The sequence below is a fragment of the Metabacillus niabensis genome, from assembly GCF_020524345.1.
Taxonomy (GTDB): Bacteria; Bacillota; Bacilli; order Bacillales; family Bacillaceae; genus Metabacillus; species Metabacillus niabensis_B.
This window is the reverse complement of the sequence record NZ_JAIVLH010000001.1, coordinates 121,510-140,262: the sequence shown is the minus strand read 5'-3', so window position 1 is coordinate 140,262 and position 18,753 is coordinate 121,510. Positions and strand designations below refer to the sequence as shown.

At 37.0% G+C, this 18,753-nt stretch carries 17 protein-coding genes, 1 other RNA gene and 1 other annotated feature; of the genes, 2 read left to right on the top strand and 16 right to left on the bottom strand.

Annotated elements, in window-relative coordinates; genetic code table 11:
- Positions 1 to 123: 123 nt before the first annotated feature.
- From LC095_RS00670 to LC095_RS00630, 9 genes are all read right to left on the bottom strand, one after another.
- A complete protein-coding gene (locus LC095_RS00670) occupies positions 124 to 255 on the bottom strand; it encodes a YrzQ family protein (RefSeq protein ID WP_078432422.1) in 132 nt (43 codons plus the stop codon).
- A 13-nt stretch (positions 256 to 268) separates the two neighbouring features.
- On the bottom strand, positions 269 to 460 hold the full coding sequence (locus LC095_RS00665) for a hypothetical protein (protein WP_026558652.1): 192 nt from the start codon (positions 458 to 460) through the stop codon (positions 269 to 271).
- 15 nt (positions 461 to 475) lie between these two features.
- Positions 476 to 952 carry a PRC-barrel domain-containing protein gene (locus LC095_RS00660; protein ID WP_216775601.1) on the bottom strand — a complete coding sequence of 159 codons (477 nt, stop codon included), beginning with the start codon at positions 950 to 952 and terminating at the stop codon, positions 476 to 478.
- 26 nt (positions 953 to 978) lie between these two features.
- The gene (locus tag LC095_RS00655; protein WP_226526721.1) at positions 979 to 3,360 is read right to left on the bottom strand and encodes an ATP-dependent RecD-like DNA helicase; all 2,382 of its coding nucleotides are present in this window, start codon (positions 3,358 to 3,360) and stop codon (positions 979 to 981) included.
- A gap of 28 nt (positions 3,361 to 3,388) precedes the next feature.
- The gene (locus LC095_RS00650) at positions 3,389 to 4,045 is read right to left on the bottom strand and encodes a tetratricopeptide repeat protein (RefSeq protein ID WP_226526361.1); all 657 of its coding nucleotides are present in this window, start codon (positions 4,043 to 4,045) and stop codon (positions 3,389 to 3,391) included.
- Between the two features lie 127 nt (positions 4,046 to 4,172).
- Complete coding sequence (mnmA, locus tag LC095_RS00645) at positions 4,173 to 5,285, bottom strand: tRNA 2-thiouridine(34) synthase MnmA (protein WP_226526360.1); 1,113 nt, start codon at positions 5,283 to 5,285, stop codon at positions 4,173 to 4,175.
- Positions 5,286 to 5,307: 22 nt separating this feature from the next.
- The gene (locus LC095_RS00640) at positions 5,308 to 6,447 is read right to left on the bottom strand and encodes a cysteine desulfurase family protein (RefSeq protein WP_226526359.1); all 1,140 of its coding nucleotides are present in this window, start codon (positions 6,445 to 6,447) and stop codon (positions 5,308 to 5,310) included.
- Between the two features lie 38 nt (positions 6,448 to 6,485).
- Entirely contained in the window at positions 6,486 to 6,905 is a 420-nt protein-coding gene (cymR, locus tag LC095_RS00635) for a cysteine metabolism transcriptional regulator CymR (protein ID WP_026558646.1), read from the bottom strand.
- Between the two features lie 302 nt (positions 6,906 to 7,207).
- Complete coding sequence (locus LC095_RS00630; protein ID WP_226526358.1) at positions 7,208 to 8,497, bottom strand: replication-associated recombination protein A; 1,290 nt, start codon at positions 8,495 to 8,497, stop codon at positions 7,208 to 7,210.
- Between the two features lie 164 nt (positions 8,498 to 8,661).
- On the opposite strand from LC095_RS00630, the gene LC095_RS00625 reads away from it, so the two are divergent.
- Positions 8,662 to 9,195: a hypothetical protein gene (locus LC095_RS00625; protein WP_226526357.1), complete on the top strand. Its 534-nt coding sequence runs from the start codon at positions 8,662 to 8,664 to the stop codon at positions 9,193 to 9,195.
- A 30-nt stretch (positions 9,196 to 9,225) separates the two neighbouring features.
- Here LC095_RS00625 and LC095_RS00620 read toward each other — a convergent pair whose 3' ends face one another.
- The 5 genes from LC095_RS00620 to LC095_RS00600 all read right to left on the bottom strand — a co-directional run bounded on the left by LC095_RS00620 (position 9,226) and on the right by LC095_RS00600 (position 14,075).
- The gene (locus tag LC095_RS00620; RefSeq protein ID WP_226526356.1) at positions 9,226 to 9,993 is read right to left on the bottom strand and encodes a ThiF family adenylyltransferase; all 768 of its coding nucleotides are present in this window, start codon (positions 9,991 to 9,993) and stop codon (positions 9,226 to 9,228) included.
- 257 nt (positions 9,994 to 10,250) lie between these two features.
- Positions 10,251 to 10,437: non-coding RNA, 6S RNA (gene ssrS, locus LC095_RS00615), on the bottom strand.
- Positions 10,438 to 10,495: 58 nt separating this feature from the next.
- Positions 10,496 to 12,262 (bottom strand): aspartate--tRNA ligase, encoded by a 1,767-nt coding sequence (gene aspS, locus LC095_RS00610; RefSeq protein WP_226526355.1) that lies wholly within the window; start codon positions 12,260 to 12,262, stop codon positions 10,496 to 10,498.
- Positions 12,263 to 12,279: 17 nt separating this feature from the next.
- Positions 12,280 to 13,551 (bottom strand): histidine--tRNA ligase, encoded by a 1,272-nt coding sequence (gene hisS / locus LC095_RS00605; protein ID WP_226526354.1) that lies wholly within the window; start codon positions 13,549 to 13,551, stop codon positions 12,280 to 12,282.
- A gap of 49 nt (positions 13,552 to 13,600) precedes the next feature.
- Positions 13,601 to 13,830, bottom strand: a binding site (T-box leader).
- Between the two features lie 71 nt (positions 13,831 to 13,901).
- Complete coding sequence (locus LC095_RS00600; protein ID WP_026558640.1) at positions 13,902 to 14,075, bottom strand: hypothetical protein; 174 nt, start codon at positions 14,073 to 14,075, stop codon at positions 13,902 to 13,904.
- 139 nt (positions 14,076 to 14,214) lie between these two features.
- Here LC095_RS00600 and LC095_RS00595 point away from each other — a divergent pair, with 139 nt between their 5' ends.
- A complete protein-coding gene (locus tag LC095_RS00595) occupies positions 14,215 to 16,008 on the top strand; it encodes an SH3 domain-containing protein (protein WP_226526353.1) in 1,794 nt (597 codons plus the stop codon).
- 48 nt (positions 16,009 to 16,056) lie between these two features.
- Here the strand turns inward: LC095_RS00595 and dtd are convergent, their stop codons facing one another.
- Positions 16,057 to 16,497 (bottom strand): D-aminoacyl-tRNA deacylase, encoded by a 441-nt coding sequence (dtd, locus tag LC095_RS00590; protein WP_226526352.1) that lies wholly within the window; start codon positions 16,495 to 16,497, stop codon positions 16,057 to 16,059.
- Positions 16,498 to 16,515: 18 nt separating this feature from the next.
- A complete protein-coding gene (locus LC095_RS00585; RefSeq protein WP_226526351.1) occupies positions 16,516 to 18,726 on the bottom strand; it encodes a RelA/SpoT family protein in 2,211 nt (736 codons plus the stop codon).
- Positions 18,727 to 18,753: the final 27 nt, after the last annotated feature.

The following is an 18,753-nucleotide window of genomic DNA, read 5'->3' as shown; positions in this document are numbered from 1 at the left end:
GGAATAAAATGAGAAAAACTTGGCTTATCACCAAGTCTTTATGGCAAAATATCCTCAATAAAATTCTTTTTCTTTCTGATAGTAAAATCTAAAAAGGAGCTGAACAGATCAGCTCCTTCTTTACTAAAACATTTTCATTACTCTTTTTCTCATTTTCTTCATCGAACGATTATTCGTCATGTTTGTATTTCGTGCATAATGATAAGCAACTGCACCAAGACCCAGAGATACTAATGATGTTAAAGTACGGTTCAAGATGATCTCCCCTTTACATGCTTATTGATCGTTCATCTTCTGAAAATAAATCATCAAGTGAACTTAACGTTCCATCTTCTTCCACTTGATGGGTTAATATTTTTCCTTTTGATACTGAAAGCTCAATAAAGCAACCCCAGCAATAATATTGATTTACACCTATCTTTCCAAGATCTTTACTTCTACAATTTGGACATGAAAACAATTAGGCACACCTCATTCACATTAAATCAATGACGATCGCATCTTTGCTTATCGAAAATGGTTCTCCGGATGCTTTAACCACTTTTTTTCCTTCAGCGATGTCTGCAAAAAATCCGTCCGTCAATTCGTATGCCTCAATTGTGCCCAATTTTTCAGAAAAATATACGTCTTCTAACAACCCTAATTTGTTTCCCTCTTTTGTTAAAACTGCTTTATTCTCGAGGTCATGGTAGGTGTTGTACGTATATTGTTTCTTCATGTCCTGGATGGATAAAAGGGTTTCAATTTGTTCAACCATGACTCCATTTTCTCCAATCGAATATATTGAATGAATTGGAATAAATTTATCACGATGAAAAAAACCCTTTCCTTCCATCATCAGCCCGAAAATAAAGCCTTTTGAAGATAAGCATAAATTCGTTATATGTCCTAGAATCGTTGCATTATGGCAACAGTATACAGGTAGCCCTTTGAGTTTTGAGAATGTCCGCAAAGTCATCTCCACCTTTCCGAACATTCTTATGTTTCACTTGGTTCCATGAAGTCATACGGTGAAAGGTTTTCCATGCCAATATTTGCATCACTAACGGGAAATGGCAATTCCTTTTGAAGTTCATCCATTTCCAAATCAGAATGCATACCGCCTAATTTCTGCCTTAAACTTGTCTGGCGGTCTGAACTGTCATTATTTGACACACCCCATTGAAGAGCTTCTAACTCACCACATATCACAAGCGATCGTTTACTTCTGGTTACTGCCGTATAAATTAAATTCCGCCTTAGCATCCGGTAATATCCTTTTACAATGGGTAACACAACAATAGGAAATTCGCTTCCCTGAGACTTATGTATGGAGCAGCAAAACGCATGTGTAAATTGGTTGAAATCCTGTTTGGTGTAGGTAACTTCATTTCCATCGAAGGAAATGACAATCATATCCTCTTTTTCTGTATTTTCTTTAGCATAAAAGATTGAAACAATTTCTCCAATATCGCCATTAAATACATTGCTATCTGGTTGATTGACCAGTTGAAGAACTTTGTCTCCATTACGATAGACAACCTCACCAAATTTCATTTCTCTTTTTCCGGGAGTTTTAGGATTAAACAGTTCTTGAAGTAATTTATTCAATTGGTCAATACCTGCTGCGCCTCGGTACATAGGTGCTAATACTTGAATATCCTTTGCGGTAAAGCCTTTATTTATTGCACTTTGAATAATTCTTTCAATTACTTCCTTCATTTGTGCTTGTGAACAGCGAATAAAGGAACGATCTGATGTTGGTTTGGCAATATTTTGCGGTAAATTTCCTCTTTTCATTTCATGGGCGAGCTCAATAATGGATGAGCCTTCAGCTTGACGATAGATATCTGTTAACTGAACAGTTGGTATCATTTTAGAAGCCAATAAATCACGCAGGACTTGTCCAGGTCCTACCGATGGAAGCTGATCTTCGTCTCCCACCATGATGACTTGTATTTCCTTGGGCAGCGCTTTGAATAATTGGTTGGCAATCCATATGTCAACCATTGAAACCTCATCAACAATGAGCAGTTTTCCTGATATAGGATTATCTTCATCATGTTCAAAACCGTCTGCTCCATTCCATTTTAACAAGCGGTGAATCGTAACTGCAGGCATACCTGTCGCTTCACTCATTCGTTTAGCAGCTCGACCTGTTGGAGCAACAAGCAAGATTGGAAATGGTTCTTCTTTTTTATAGTCTTTTGGTTCAAGAGAACAGCCATGCAAATCAGAATACAGTTCAACAATCCCTTTAATAACGGTTGTTTTTCCTGTTCCAGGTCCTCCAGTCAATAAGAGCATTGGTGACATTAACGCTTTTTGAATAGCATCCTTCTGAGAAGGTGCATATTGAACCTTCATTCTTTCTTCCAGTTTACCGAGTGATAATAAAAACTCAGACTCAGGGAACAATTCGTCATATTCGGTTTGCTCCAGAACTTTTTTAACGTTCTTGACTAATCCTTGCTCAGCAAAATAAAGAGAGGGTAGATATACCCGTTCTTCTTCTACAATCAGCTTGCCTTCTTCTCCTAATGCAATAATTTCCGTCCCAATGTCTGTCTCATGAATAATGGCTTGCTTCGTATGATCAAGCAATTCCTTCACTTTTACTATTAGCTGCTCAAGTGTTATGTAAACATGGCCATCTTGTACACATAATTGTTCAATAATGTAATGACACGCTGCTTTTATTCTTTCAGAATCTTTTCCTGATATACCCAGCTGTTTACCGAGCTCATCGGCCCTTACAAAACCAATCCCCTCAATATCCTGCACAAGCTGATAAGGGTTATTTTGAACAATTGTTAATGTTTCATCTTTATATGTTTGATAAATCTTCATGGCTAATTGAGGGCCAAAGCCAAACTGATTTAATGCGATCATAATTTGTTCAAGCCCCTGATGAGAAACTAAAGCATCGACTAATTGTTTTGCTTTATCTTTATTTACCTTGGGGATATCATCTAATATCGAAGGGTTTTGCAGGATTTTGGAGATGGCAGATTCTCCCAATTTCTCAACAATCGCCTCCGCTGTTTTTTTCCCAATTCCCTTAAAAAGATCACTTGAAAGATATTGAATAATTCCTTCTTTCGTTTGAGGTATTTCTTTACGAAAATGCTCGGTTTGAAACTGCAGACCGAATTTGGGATGATTTGTTAGTGTGCCATAAAACGTATAAAGATCATCTTCATGCAGGAGTGGAAAGTAACCTGTAACCGTTATTTCTTTATCTTCAATGTTTTCACTTGTTTCATGAACTCTTACTTTTAAAACAGAATATAAATTTTGATCATTGTGAAAGATTACAACTTTAACAAGACCTTTCACATAACGTTCATTTTCACTAAATAAATCGGCACTCTCCTGCATAAACGGCTCTCCTTTCACATATAGATCTTTAATTAGATTGACCATTCATAATTTTTAATGCATGTCCTGCCAGCATATGGTTCGGTTGAATATCCAACGCTTTTTCCAGCATGTGAATCGCTTTATCTGTATTTTCCTTAAAAGCAAACGCAACACCAAGATTATAATATGCATCTGCATGATCCTCATCTAAATGTATCACAGCCTCAAATTGCTTTACTGCATCATCAATAAGTTCCAGCTGTGCCAAGCATAATCCATATTGGAATCTCGCGTCACTATCCTCTTTATTTAATTCAACTGAACGCTGAAAATATGGAAGAGCTAAACGGTTTTGACCGAGATTAAAGAGAGACATCCCAAGCATAAAATGCAGGTCACCTTCATCAAGACCATTTTGCAATGCCTTTTCATACATTTTTTTAGCTTCATCAAAGTTTTCCTGATTAAAATATACATTACCTGCCCCATAATATGCTGTAGCTGCATTCGAATCTATTGCAATTGCCTTTTCATAAAATTTAAGTGCTTTATCTAATTCATTGACTGCTGATAAAAGATTACCAAAATTTATATAGCTAATCGGATTATTTGGATTAGCTTCAATTGCTTCTGAAAAAATAGTTGCTGCTTCTTCAAAATTTCCTTTTTGCATCGCTTCAATTCCACGTTGATTAGTGTCCATCTTAATACCTGCCTTTATTTTCATTACTCGTTCTTTTACGAAGAAAAGGGGTTGACTCTTTATGTGCCAACCCCTTTCATCTTATCAAAAAAAATGTCCCTAATGGAAGAACAAACGATAAAATCATTTATCCTACATACCAAAGCTTTTCGTTATTTTTAAATACATGGTCAATCGTCCCGCCGCCTAAACAAACATCACCATCATAAAACACTACGGCTTGACCAGGAGTCACCGCTCTAATAGGTTCTTTGAAAGTCACTTTAGCAGTTGTATCATCTATCATCGTAACGGTCACCTCATTATCTTGCTGACGATAACGGAATTTTGCCGTACATGATAATTCAGTTACAGGTTGATCTGAAACCCAACTTACATTTGTTGCCGTGATGGAATCAGAATACAATAAATCATTATGAAATCCTTGATCAACATAGAGAATATTCTTTTCTAAATCTTTTCCAACAGCAAACCAAGGATCTCCGCTTCCACCAATACCCAATCCATGCCTTTGACCGATCGTATAGTACATTAATCCATCATGTTTTCCTTTTACTTCACCATCAAGAGTTTGCATGACTCCAGGCTGTGCCGGTAGAAACCCACTTAGGAACTCTTTAAAGTTTCTTTCACCAATAAAACAGATTCCTGTGCTATCCTTTTTAGTTGCTGTGGCAAGATTCGCTTTTTTAGCCATTTCCCGAACTAAAGGTTTTTCAATATCTCCAAGTGGAAACATTACCTTTGAAAGTTGCTCTTGACCTAGTTGATTTAAGAAATAAGTTTGATCTTTGTTTTCATCGACACCACGTAGCATTTTATATTCTCCGTCGCGGTATTCAACACGTGCGTAATGTCCTGTTGCTAAATAATCAGCACCTAAAGACATGGCATGCTCTAAGAATGCTTTGAATTTTATTTCTTTATTACACATTACATCAGGGTTTGGCGTTCTCCCAGCTTTATATTCATCCAGAAAATAAGTGAAAACCTTATCCCAATACTGCTTTTCAAAATTTACTGCATAGTATGGAATGCCAATTTGGTTACATACTTCAATAACATCATTATAATCTTCTGTTGCTGTACATACACCATTTTCGTCTGTGTCATCCCAGTTTTTCATAAAAATACCAATTACATCATATCCTTGCTCTTTTAAACGAAGAGCAGCAACTGATGAATCAACGCCACCAGACATGCCGACTACAACTCTTATATCTTTTGGGTCTTTATTCATCCCATTTCACCTCCGTGTCTTTCTAAGCTGTTACTCGCTTAATCACTTTTACAATCTCTTGTGCAGCATATTGAATATCATCCATGCTCGTCCCAAGTCCAAAACTAAAACGTATGGAAGACAAGATACGATCTGATTCTTTTCCATACATCGCCACCAGTACATGTGAAGGGTCAACAGATCCTGCTGTACACGCGGATCCACTTGAAGCTGCAATACCTGCTAAATCTAAATTAACTAAAAGTGATTCTATATGTGTTTTAGGAAAATATAAATTGAGAACATGTGGAAGACCATTTAAAGAGCCATTTAGATGAAATGAAATGTTGTTGTCTTCAAAAATCCTCATCATTTCTTTTTTAAATCCAATATATTGCTCTTTTTTTTGCTCCCTCTCTTCGATTGATAGCTTTGCTGCATGGCTAAATCCTATAATTCCAGCTACATTTTCGGTACCTGCTCTGCGTTTTAGTTCTTGTTCTCCTCCATATAAAGCAGGCTGAAGCTTAATACCGGCTTTAGCATATAAAAAACCGACACCCTTCGGTCCATTAATTTTATGTGCAGAAACCGTTAATAAATCCACTCCAAGCTCCTGTACATCAATAGATTCCATCCCGTATGCTTGAACAGCATCTGTATGAAAAAAAGCAGGGTAATCTTTTAAATATTCACCGATCTCACGAATTGGCTGAATGGTACCAACTTCGTTATTTCCAAACATTACAGAGACAAGTACCGTTTGATTTGTTACATGTTTTTTAACATCATATAATGATATAAGTCCTTTTTCATCAACAGGTAAATAAGTTACCTCATAACCTAGTTTTTCCAAATACTTACACGCATGTAATACAGCATGATGCTCAACTTGTGTTGTAATAATATGTTTTCCAATTTGGTTATTCGCCAAAACTGTTCCAATTATAGCTAAGTTGTCTGCTTCTGTCCCGCCGCTAGTAAATATAATCTCACCAGGTTTAGCTCCAATTGTGTTCGCTAAACTTCTTCTTGACTCATCAAGAGTTCGACGTGCTTCTCGGCCAAAAGAATGAATACTTGATGGATTTCCAAAGTTTTCAATCATATTATTCATCATTTTTTCAGCAACATCAGGGTGAAGAGGCGAAGTTGCTGCATGGTCTAAATAAATTCTTCTCATTCTGAATACCCTCCTTTCTATTTTATTTGTTCTATTTTTTAGATGTAGAACATATAAGGTTCCTGGTCTCCATCTCCGTTGTAATTAGCAAGATCTTCTAATGTCGTATTGTCTAAAACATCCTTTACCGCATCACGAATTCTGATCCATAGTTGTCTTTTCGCAGGCTCTTCATCATCCAACACTTCAACAGGACTTAAAGGTCCCTCTAAAACCCGAATGATATCTCCTGATGTGATATTTGCAGGTTCATCACCTAAAATATAACCGCCATATGCTCCTCTAATACTTTTCACCAAGCGTGCGTTTCGCAAAGGTGCAATTAACTGTTCTAAATAGTGTTCTGACAAATCATGAGCCTGAGCAATACTCTTTAAAGAAGTAGGACCTTCACCATGTTTTCTGGCGAGCTCGATCATAATTGTTAGTCCGTAACGGCCTTTTGTAGATATTTTCATTGTTTTCCCCCTTACGCCAGGAATTAATATAGGTAAGTAACCTTTAAAAATATATAAACTGTATTAATATTATAAATCTTTTTCTATCATCAGCATGATCTACTATCTGACAAAAGATTCAGTACTTTTAAAATAAGTATTTCAATAGAGATGAACCGTCTCTTTTCAGTACGAAACCCTTTTTCCAATGTATTTCTAGTCTATATACTTTTGAACACTAGCCATTATAGCATAAACTTATCGTATTAAGCACTTAAACCAACTATGCTGCATGGACAAATCATACAACATAAATACTCGTACTACTTTTTCTGGTTTCTAAATTGCTCTAACTTTTCATAGATGGCAGCAAGTCTTTTTTCATCACCGGCATCCAATGGCTGATAATATTTTGTTCCTATTAAATTATCGGGTAAATATTCTTGATTAACCCACCCTCCAAATGTTCCAATCGGATAGTCATGGGGATATTTGTATCCAACATGTCCTAACACTTTTGCACCTGCGTAATGACCGTCTCGAAGGTGCATTGGAATGTTCCCTACTTTTCCAGATCGAACATCTTGAATTGCCAAGTCTAAAGCCTTATAAGCTGAATTAGACTTTGAAGAAAGGCACATTTCAACAACTGCCACAGATAACGGAATACGTGCTTCCGGGAGCCCTAAACGCTCACTTGCAGTGACAGCGGCTAAAACATTATTACCGACAGCAGTGTTCGCTAAGCCGATATCTTCATATGCGATCACAACTAACCTTCGATTGACTGCAACAAGGTCACCTGTTTCTAATAAATGGGCGAGATAATATAGTGCCGCATCTACATCACTGCCTCTAATACTCTTTTGTAAACTTGAAAGAAGATTATAAAAATGGGTTCCTTTCTTATCGCCATATACTCCAACATTTTCTACCATATCATTTACTATTTTATCATCCACAATAAATGTATCATTTACCTTTGATGACGAATAAACAATTGATTCCAATAAAGTTAAGGATTTTCGAGCGTCTCCATTGGACCCAAAAGCAATCATTTTCACTTGTTCCTCTGATATATCAATCTTAACCATACCCAGTCCTTTTCTGTCATCCTGCAGGGCACGTTGAAGAAGGACCTCGATATCTTCAACAGTTAGTCTTGTTAACTGTTTTATCTGTCCACATCGACTTCTAATTGCCGGATTAACATCATGAAACGGGTTCTCTGTTGTTGCTCCAATTAAGATGATGTCTCCCCGTTCAACATGTGGCAACAAGTAATCTTGCTGGGCTTTGTTAAAACGGTGAATTTCATCTAAAAACAAAATAACTTTTCCTGTAATTCTCGTTTCATCAACGACTGCTTCTACATCTTTCTTTCCGGCAGTTGTTGCATTCAGTGCAATAAAGGGGATATTTGTCGTGCCTGCTATGGCAAAAGCGATTGATGTCTTTCCAATACCCGGCTCACCGTACAGAAGCATAGAAGGGACATACCCATTTTTTATCATCTTATAAAGGCTTGTTTCTTCCCCTATCACCTCTTTTTGCCCAACAATCTCATCTATTGTTGAAGGCCTCATTCGGAAAGCAAGTGGTTCTCCGTTCACATTAATACCTCCTGTTCATTTCTAACTTACATTATAAACCGCGTAACGAAACATTGTAATTGAAGGAGCTTGGAAGACATCAGGAATAAACATAATTAATTCGGAAAGGATAAAAATGACTGACTTGTTTGTAAGGTGATAAAGGGGAATCCAGGGAGGTTGTCGTGAAAACTAGACATGATGCGTGGACTTTAGAAAATGATCAACTTCTAGCAGAAACAGTTCTATCATATGTTCAAAACGGCCGTACTCAGTCGGCTGCTTTTAAAGATATTGGAAATCGATTGAATCGTACAGCAGCAGCGTGTGGATACAGGTGGAATGCGAAACTACGCAAAAATTACACAAAAGAGTTTGAACAAGCCAAAATGAGAAGAAAAGAAATTTCTCTTAACAAAAAGGAAACCCAAACTAATCAACAGGTTTTACAACACGGTGAAATTATACAACTAACAATAGACGAATGCATTCATTATTTATCTCAAGTTCGATGCAAAGAGAACCACATTCACATTCTTAATGAAAATATACGATTAACTGAAGAGAATAAAAAGCTGTATGAGAAAAAACAAACCCTTATGAACAAGTATGTGCAACTTACTAATCAAAAACAAAAGATAGATCATAAATATAAGACTTTATTTCGCCTTATTAATGAGGTCCAATTAATAGAGGAGGAAAAGCAACTCTATCATTAATGCTTTTCCTCTCCCAATAAAGAAACTACTTTACTTTTCATCCTTCACACGAGTAATCTTAATATCCTTCAGTAGCTCTGTAATGACATATCCACCCATAATTAACCCTGCAACAGATGGAACAAATGCATTTGATGAAGGCGGCATTTTTGCTTTTCTTATTGGCGCCGCATCATTTCCAACTTCTTTCCGTACTTCTTCACGAATCACAATCGGGCTTTCATCTGAAAATACGACTTTTATGCCTTTATGAATTCCTTCTTTACGTAAGCGAGTCCGAATGACCTTTGCAATCGGATCTGTATGTGTTTTGGAAATATCCGCGACCTGAAATCTCGTTGGGTCCATTTTATTCGCTGCACCCATACTGGAGATAATCGGAATGTTTCTTTTTATACATTCTTTCATTAAATGAATTTTATAGGAAATTGTATCAGATGCATCCACAACATAATCAAGATTATGTGCAAAGAATTGTTCATACGTTTCTTCAGTGTAGAACATTTTTAAAGAAATGACTTCACAATCAGGGTTGATGTCTTTAATACGATCAGCCATCAAGTCTACTTTCGGCTGACCTACTGTTGATACCAGTGCATGAATTTGACGATTTACATTTGTAATATCTACATCATCTTTATCTACCAGTACTAAGCGGCCGACACCTGATCTTGCTAATGCTTCTGCTGAGAAGGAGCCTACTCCTCCAATTCCCAACACAGCGACAGTGCTGTTTTTTAAAATAGTTAACCCTTCTTTACCTATTGCCAATTCATTACGCGAAAATTGATGTAGCAACTAACTCACTCCAATTGATAACCTAAAATTTCTAATCATGTCATAATGACAGTATTTTTACCTGAAAAAGAATATACCATACATCACTAAAAAAGTAAGCCCTTATTATTAGAAAAACTTGGCTTATCGCCCTAATGGAGAAAGCCTAGTTTTTCTTAGACTATCATCCATAAAATTTATATACGTTCTGATAGTATAAAAAAGGACACCTCATTTCACAGTTGGTGAAAGGGGTGCCCCTGTTTTATCTTCTATGTAGCAGTCCCGATTGTGCCGTCGCCATTTCCCTCGTTTTGATCCCGCACTCAGCAGGTGGGTGCTTTGTTCCAGAGGTTTGTAAGTCCTCATGCGAGTGAGAGGCATTTACTCTGTCCGGAAACTTCAAGCTCCCGTATAAAAAATGTTAGGTCAAAACTAGGTGTACAACGAACACATCAGGACTTTCATATATATTACTTAAAAAGATAATAGCATAAGAAAAATTTCATTTCAAGTTCTTGACTCAGTCACGAAGCTCAAGATTTAATTCTTCTAATTGTGCTTCACTAACTGCACTCGGTGCACTTGTTAATAAGTCACTTGCACTAGCTGTTTTAGGGAAAGCAATTGTGTCTCGTAGATTTGATCGACCAGCTAAAAGCATAACAAGTCTATCCAATCCAAGAGCAATTCCTCCGTGTGGTGGTGTTCCATATTCAAATGCTTCTAATAAGAAACCGAATTGCTCTCTAGCCTCATCTTCAGAGAAACCTAACAGCTTAAACATTTTTTCCTGAATATCTTTTTCAAAAATACGGATAGATCCTCCACCTAATTCATAACCGTTAAGGACAATATCATAAGCTTGTGCTTTCACATTTGCCGGATCTGTATCAAACAATTCAATGTCTTCGCGTGCAGGCATTGTAAATGGATGATGTGCTGCATAATAGCGTTTTGTTGCTTCATCATACTCAAGTAACGGCCAATCAACCACCCATAGGAAGTTGAATTTGCTTTCGTCAATTAAGTTCAGGTCCTTACCAAGCTTGGAACGAAGTGCTCCTAAAGCATCTGCAACAACTGATTTTTTATCTGCCACAAAGACAAGAAGATCACCAACAGTAGCCTCTAATGTTTGTAACAGCCCTTTTTGCTCTTCTTCAGTGAAGAACTTGATAATAGGACCTTTTAGGCCGTCCTCTTCAACCTTAAGCCATGCCAACCCTTTGGCACCGTATGGAGCAACAAATTCAGCTAGTGCATCCATATCTTTTCTTGAGTATTTATCCGCTGCACCTTTAACGTTTATCGATTTAACTTGACCGCCATTTGCGATTACAGTGTTAAATACTTTTAAACCACTATTCTTAACAATTTCACCAACATCCACGAGCTCGAGTCCGAAGCGTGTATCTGGCTTATCAGATCCATATCGTCCCATAGCTTCATCATATGTCATTCTAGGCAATGGTAGTTCAATCTCGATATTTTTTGTTTCTTTCATGATGATTGACATCATCTGTTCTGTCATAGACATAATATCATCTTGACTCATAAATGAAGTTTCAATGTCAATTTGGGTAAATTCCGGTTGACGATCAGCACGCAAGTCTTCATCACGGAAACAGCGGGCAATCTGATAGTATTTATCAAAACCAGAAACCATCAATAACTGTTTAAAGATTTGAGGTGATTGTGGTAAAGCGTAAAATTCTCCCTCATGCACACGACTTGGTACTAAATAATCACGAGCACCTTCTGGCGTGCTTTTTGTTAATATCGGTGTTTCAATATCTAAGAAGCCATTTTCATCCAAGAAATTTCTCATAGATCTTGTCACTTGATGACGCAATTGAAGAGTAGTTTGTAAAGCCGGTCTTCTTAGATCTAAATAGCGGTACTTTAAACGGACATCTTCCGATACTTCATCAGATTTATCCTCAATTAAGAAAGGCGGATTTTTTGCTGCATTGATAATTGTCACATTCTCTACAATAACCTCTATTGTCCCTGTTGAAACATTAGGATTGATTGTTTCTTCATCACGCTTAACAATTTTACCAGTTATATCCAACACATATTCACTACGAACTCTTTCTGCGATTGCTAATGCTTCAGCCGAAATTTCAGGGTTAAAAACAACCTGTACAACACCTGTACGGTCACGCAGGTCAATAAAAATAACCCCGCCTAAATCACGTCTTTTTGCTACCCAACCTTTTAAAATGACTTCTTCACCAATTGCTGACTCTGGAACTTCGCCACAGTAATACGTACGGCCAAACATGAAACCCTCTCCTTTTATTACATTGTTTTTTGTTTTAAATATGAGATCACTTGATCAAGTGCAATTTCTTCTTGTGTGCCTGTTTCCATATTTTTAATGGCAATCACATTGTTTGCTAATTCGTCATCTCCTAAAACCGCAACAAATTTAGCTTGATGACGATCTGCAGCTTTAAATTGAGCCTTCATCTTCTTATCTTCGTAATCCTTCTCAGCAACGAGACCAGCATTTCTCATATCGTTCAATAATGATACCGCACGATCTTTTGCTTGGTCTCCCATTGTTACGATATAACAATCAACGCCAGCTGAAATTGGTAATTCTATACCTTCTGCTTCAAGTGCTGCTAATAAACGCTCAATACTTAGCGCGAATCCGATACCAGGAGTTTCCGGGCCACCGATTTCCTGTGCTAAGCCATTGTATCGTCCACCACCGCAAAGTGTCGTAATGGCTCCGAATCCTTCTGCATTGCTCATAATTTCAAATGCAGTATGATTATAATAATCCAATCCTCTAACAAGTCCCGGATCAACTTCAAACTCAATCCCATTAGCAGTTAAATACTCCTGTACCTTGTTAAAGTAATGAGTAGAATCTTCATTAAGGAATTCAAGTATAGATGGAGCTGTTTCCATCAATTCATGATCTCGATCCTTTTTACAATCCAAGATTCTTAACGGATTTTGTTGCAACCTTTTTTGACAATCAGAACAAAATTCCCCGATCCTTGGTTCAAAATGAGCAATTAGTGCTTCACGATGAGCCTTACGACTTTCGCTGTCACCTAAGCTATTGATAACCAGCTTTAAGCTTTTCAAACCAAGTGCTTGATATAGATTCATTGCTAGAGAAATCACTTCCGCATCAATGGCTGGATCATTACTCCCAAGCGCCTCAATACCAAATTGGACAAATTGACGGAAACGACCAGTTTGAGGACGTTCATAGCGGAACATTGGCCCAATATAATACAATTTTGTTGGCTGTGAAGGATTTGCATAAAGTTTTTTCTCTACAAAAGCTCGAACAGTTGAAGCTGTTCCCTCTGGGCGAAGGGTAATACTTCTTCCTTTTCGATCCTGAAATGTATACATTTCCTTTTGGACGATATCGGTACTTTCCCCAACACCACGAGCAAAAAGCTCTGTATGTTCAAAAATAGGAGTACGAATCTCCTTATATTGATATCTCTTACATAAATCACGTGCAGTATTCTCAACAAACTGCCACTTCTCAACCTCTCCAGGTAAAATATCCTGAGTACCTCTAGGAATCTGGAATGACATAATTTACCTCCCTTAAAAAATACAACAAAAAAACTCCCGTCCTACAAAAAGTAGGGACGAGAGTTATACCCGTGGTTCCACCCTAGTTGAAATAATCATCTATTTCCACTCGATCAGTTAACGCCTGTCACGTTCTACTCCTACTAGACTTACTGTTTTTCAGAGAGAAACCTAAGGAGTGTTTTTCAATAAGTCATCATGTAGAAATGCTTTCAGCCTAAGACATTTCCTCTCTTTTCATGTGTTATCTTATTTACTGTTCTCCCTCATTGGTTCACAAAATTATATATGTTGTATTTAGATAATACTTTCGAATTTTATCTTATCATACGTATCTTTGTAGTATATTGTCAAGACCGATTTAAATGTTTTTTTAAATTCTTTACTTCTCTTAAAGAAATTCCAAATTCAGATGCAAGTTCAAAAGACGAGTCATTTTGCTCTTTTGTCATAAAATCATGAAAATTCACCCCGAAAACATCCCGTCTTGAGTGCATTAATTCCCCTTTGTCATTATTTCTCATTGATCATTCCACCTCATCTCGTCATAGTCATTATTATCTTTTCCTATTTTGGAAAAATTTATTTCAAATTTCTAAAGGAATGTCGATATAAGTAGAGAAATGTTTTATTTAACTAATTATTATAAAAAGGAGGTTTATCGTGATTCGCAAAATGATAACCATATCAATATGTTTCACATTAGTGATCCTATCCCTTTTTATCGAAACTTCACCTTCAACTGCAAAGGCTGCTGATCAAGTAACAATTAATGTTGATGCGCTGAATGTGCGAAACGGAGCAGGACTAACATACTCCGTCATTGCCAAAGTAAAAAAAGGACAAACATATGATGTGGTAGAAAAGAAAAATGATTGGATTAAGATTAAATTATCAGCAAGATCTTCTGGATGGGTAGCAAATTGGTTAGTCACCCAGAAAAAAGCAGTAACAAGTTCTTCTACACCTGCTGTTACAACTTCGAAGGGTTCAATCGTTGAATCCGTTGCAACAGGACTAAGGTTTCGTTCAGGACCTGGAACTTCTTTCGGAGTGATCGGTGTATTTGAAAAAGGGAAAACAGCTTCCTATTTGGAGAAAAGCGGGGAATGGATCAAGATTTCCTATTCAGGTAAAACTGGCTGGGTATCTTCAAGCTATGTAAAGGTCAAATATACTTCATCAACACAAGGGTCGACCGGCACATCGTCCGGAAAAAGCGGTACTGTGACCGCATCATCCTTAAATGTTCGTAAAACGGCCTCTACTTCAGGCAGTATTGTTGGAAGCCTTAAGAAAAATGCCACTGTTTCAATTGTAAATGAATCAGGGAAATGGGTTCAAATCCAAACTAAAAATATCTCAGGCTGGGTACATAGTGATTATATAAAGATAAACTCGTCCAATTCGGGGTCAAAAGAAAACACCTCTTCTACATCGAACCAAAGTTCTGCCGCAAAAGGTAGCGGAAAAGTGACAGCCACATCATTAAATATAAGAAATAGCGGCTCACTTAGTGGAAGTGTTGTTGGTTCCATAACAAAAGGAACAAAGGTAAATATTCTTGAAGAAAAAAATGACTGGTATAAGATTGCATACGGTTCAAACAAGGTTGGTTGGGTTGCTGGCTGGTACATTGCTAAAGATACTACACAAACCACAAATACCAATACTAATACAAGCAATAGCAGTCAACAGGTGAAAATTATTTATAACGGTACAAATATCCGCTCAGGAACATCAACTTCTCATTCAATTATTAAACGTGCAAATATTGGTGAGAGTTATAGCATTATTGAAAAAGCAGGAGATTGGTATAAGATCAATCTTGGTGGTAATAAAACTGGTTTTATTGCCGGTTGGGTAGTTGAAACAGCAGGTGTCAGTTCACCTGTTACGAAGCCTGGAGTGTCACAATACATCAAAAACAAGACAATTGTCATTGACCCTGGACATGGCGGTCGTGACAGTGGCGCTGTTGGTGCATCTGGTACATTAGAGAAGAATTTAACACTTTCCACTGCAAAATTAGTATATGATAAGCTTAAATCTGCTGGAGCAAATGTTTTTATGACAAGATCAAATGATACATATATTAGCTTAAATTCTCGTGTGAGCACATCACATTATCGGAATGCAAAAGCATTTATTAGCATTCATTTCGATAGTATAGCAGATCGAAGTGTTTCAGGAACAACAACGTATTATTATCATTCGTTAAAAGATGGTTCTCTAGCAAAGTCTATAAATAATGAACTTGTTAAACAAACCAAACTGAGAGACAGAGGTCAAAAATTCGGGAATTTCCATGTCCTTCGAGAAAATAAAGCTCCTGCCGTATTGCTTGAGCTGGGCTTCTTAAGTAATCGGACAGAAGAATTAACCGTAGCTACTTCAAGCTATCAAGAGAGGGCCTCACAAGGAATTTTTAATGGATTAGCACAGTATTTCAAGTAAATAGAAAAAGGTTATCCTTCATTCAAATACAGAAGAAGGATAACCTTTTTATTTACTTTCTATAATTAATGTTACTGGACCTACGTTTGTAAATTGAACATCCATCATAGCTCCGAAAATCCCTGTTTCAACCTGCAAACCTTTTTCTCTTAACATACGATTAAAAGACTCATAAAGCTCATTTGCTACGTCAGGTTTTGCAGCATTCATATAGTTAGGTCTTCTACCCTTACGGCAATCTCCATATAGGGTAAACTGAGAAACAGATAGAACCTGTCCACCCACATCAAGAATAGAATGATTCATTTTGCCTGTTTCATCTTCAAAAATCCTTAGATGAGCAATTTTTTCAGCTAGGTACTCAGCATCTGATTCTGTGTCATCATGTGTAATTCCAACAAGGACCATAATACCTTTATCAATTTTCCCAACTACTTTTTCATCAACAGTAACCTTCGCTTGAACTGCACGTTGTACAACTACCTTCACAATAAAACCTACCTTACATTAGTTCATTACTCTTCTAACAGAGTATATATCAGAAATCTGTTTAATTCTTTCTACTACTTTTTGTAAGTGATTAATATTGGATATAGCAATAGCCATATTAATCGTTGCAACTTTGTTACGGTCTGATTTACCTGCTACAGACGAAATATTTGTTTTTGTCTCATTTACCGCTTGTAATACTTCATTTAACAGGCCTCGACGATCATAGCCCAAAATTTCAATTTCAACATTATATTCTTTTCGACTTGATGAAGGTTGATTTTCCCATTCAACATCAATTAACCGTTCTTTTGCATCGTCAGTGTGAACATTTGTACAATCAGAACGGTGAACAGATACTCCTCTTCCCTTCGTTATAAAGCCGACTATGTCATCACCTGGAACTGGATTACAGCATTTTGAGAGACGAATTAATAAATTATCAATTCCCTTAACTTGTACACCTGCATCACGCTTTTTCGAAGTTGTAGAGGCAGGGATTTGTTTCGTCTCATTCATAACCTCTTGTATATTTTTTTCCTGTTCTTCCTGATCACGTTTTTTACGCCATTTTTCTGTTAAACGATTCGCAACCTGTAGTGCCGTTACACCATTATATCCAACGGCTGCATACATATCCTCTTCATTAGAAAAGTTGAACTTCTCAGCTACTCGTTGTAAATTATCAGTTGTCATGATTTCTTTGACATTAAAATCTAAATTTTTTATTTCAGTTTCAACCATTTCTTTCCCTTTTTCAACGTTTTCTTCACGACGTTGCTTTTTGAAGAATTGGCGAATTTTGTTTTTCGCTTGAGAAGTTTGAGCAAGTTTCAACCAATCTTGACTAGGTCCATATGAGTGCTTGGATGTTAAAATCTCAATAATATCGCCTGTTTTTAGCTTATAGTCAAGGGTAACCATTTTGCCGTTAATTTTCGCACCGATGGTTTTATTGCCAATTTCTGAATGAATACGATAAGCAAAATCAATCGGAACAGATCCAGACGGCAACTCAATTACATCGCCTTTTGGTGTGAAGATAAATACCATATCTGAAAACAAATCAATTTTTAGAGATTCCATGAATTCTTCTGCATTTGTTACATCATTTTGAAATTCTAATATTTCTCTGAACCAGGAAAGCTTTTTTTCTAATGTTGTTTTTTCATCAACATCTTTTCCCTCTTTATAAGCCCAGTGGGCTGCGATCCCGTACTCAGCGATTTGATGCATTTCAAACGTACGAATTTGCACCTCAAGCGGATCTCCCTTAGGTCCGATCACGGTTGTATGAAGAGACTGATACATATTCGGTTTCGGCATGGCAATATAATCTTTAAAACGACCAGGCATCGGCTTCCAGCAAGTGTGAATAATACCTAATACGGCATAACAATCTTTAATGCTATTGACCACAATTCTAACCGCTAATAGATCATAGATTTCATTAAATTGCTTATTTTGAAGAACCATTTTCCGATAAATGCTGTATATATGCTTTGGTCTACCTGAGAATTCAGCTTCTATGTTGACCTCATCAACCCGTTCTCGAACTTCGTCAATGACTTGATCCAAGTATTCCAATCGTTCTTGACGCTTTTTCTTCATTAAATTTACAATTCGATAATATTGCTGCGGATTTAAATACCTTAATGAAGTATCTTCTAACTCCCATTTAATTTTCGAAATCCCTAAACGATGAGCAAGCGGTGCAAAAATTTCTAATGTTTCATTTGAAATACGTCGCTGTTTCTCCTGAGGAAGATGTTTAAGAGTTCTCATATTGTGCAGACGGTCTGCAAGCTTTATAAGAATCACACGAATATCCTGAGCCATCGCTACAAACATTTTCCTATGGTTTTCAGCCTGTTGCTCTTCTTTTGATTTATATTTTATTTTCCCCAGCTTTGTTACACCATCAACGAGCATTGCCACTTCATTGTTGAACTCTGCTCGCAAGTCATCTAACGTAACATCTGTATCCTCCACAACATCATGGAGAAAACCACCTGCTATTGTAGCGGGATCCATCTCTAAATCTACCAAAATGCCTGCAACTTGAATAGGGTGTATAATATATGGTTCGCCAGACTTACGGAATTGTTCCCGGTGTGCTTCTTCAGCAAAATCATAAGCACGCTGTATAAAATCAGTATCTTCGGCTGACAAATAGCGCTGTGCTTTTTGAATTACTTGCTCGGAGGATAATACTTGTTCATTAGCCATGAAATCACCTTTTTATATTGAAACTTT

Coding starts and splice junctions, on each gene's coding strand:
- cymR (WP_026558646.1), bottom strand. CDS start 6,905: ATGAAAATATCTACAAAAGGCCGTTACGGACTAACAATTATGATCGAG.
- LC095_RS00600 (WP_026558640.1), bottom strand. CDS start 14,075: ATGAGAAATAATGACAAAGGGGAATTAATGCACTCAAGACGGGATGTT.
- LC095_RS00655 (WP_226526721.1), bottom strand. CDS start 3,360: ATGCAGGAGAGTGCCGATTTATTTAGTGAAAATGAACGTTATGTGAAA.
- LC095_RS00585 (WP_226526351.1), bottom strand. CDS start 18,726: ATGGCTAATGAACAAGTATTATCCTCCGAGCAAGTAATTCAAAAAGCA.
- mnmA (WP_226526360.1), bottom strand. CDS start 5,285: ATGAATAAAGACCCAAAAGATATAAGAGTTGTAGTCGGCATGTCTGGT.
- hisS (WP_226526354.1), bottom strand. CDS start 13,551: ATGTCATTCCAGATTCCTAGAGGTACTCAGGATATTTTACCTGGAGAG.
- LC095_RS00640 (WP_226526359.1), bottom strand. CDS start 6,447: ATGAGAAGAATTTATTTAGACCATGCAGCAACTTCGCCTCTTCACCCT.
- aspS (WP_226526355.1), bottom strand. CDS start 12,262: ATGTTTGGCCGTACGTATTACTGTGGCGAAGTTCCAGAGTCAGCAATT.
- LC095_RS00650 (WP_226526361.1), bottom strand. CDS start 4,045: ATGGACACTAATCAACGTGGAATTGAAGCGATGCAAAAAGGAAATTTT.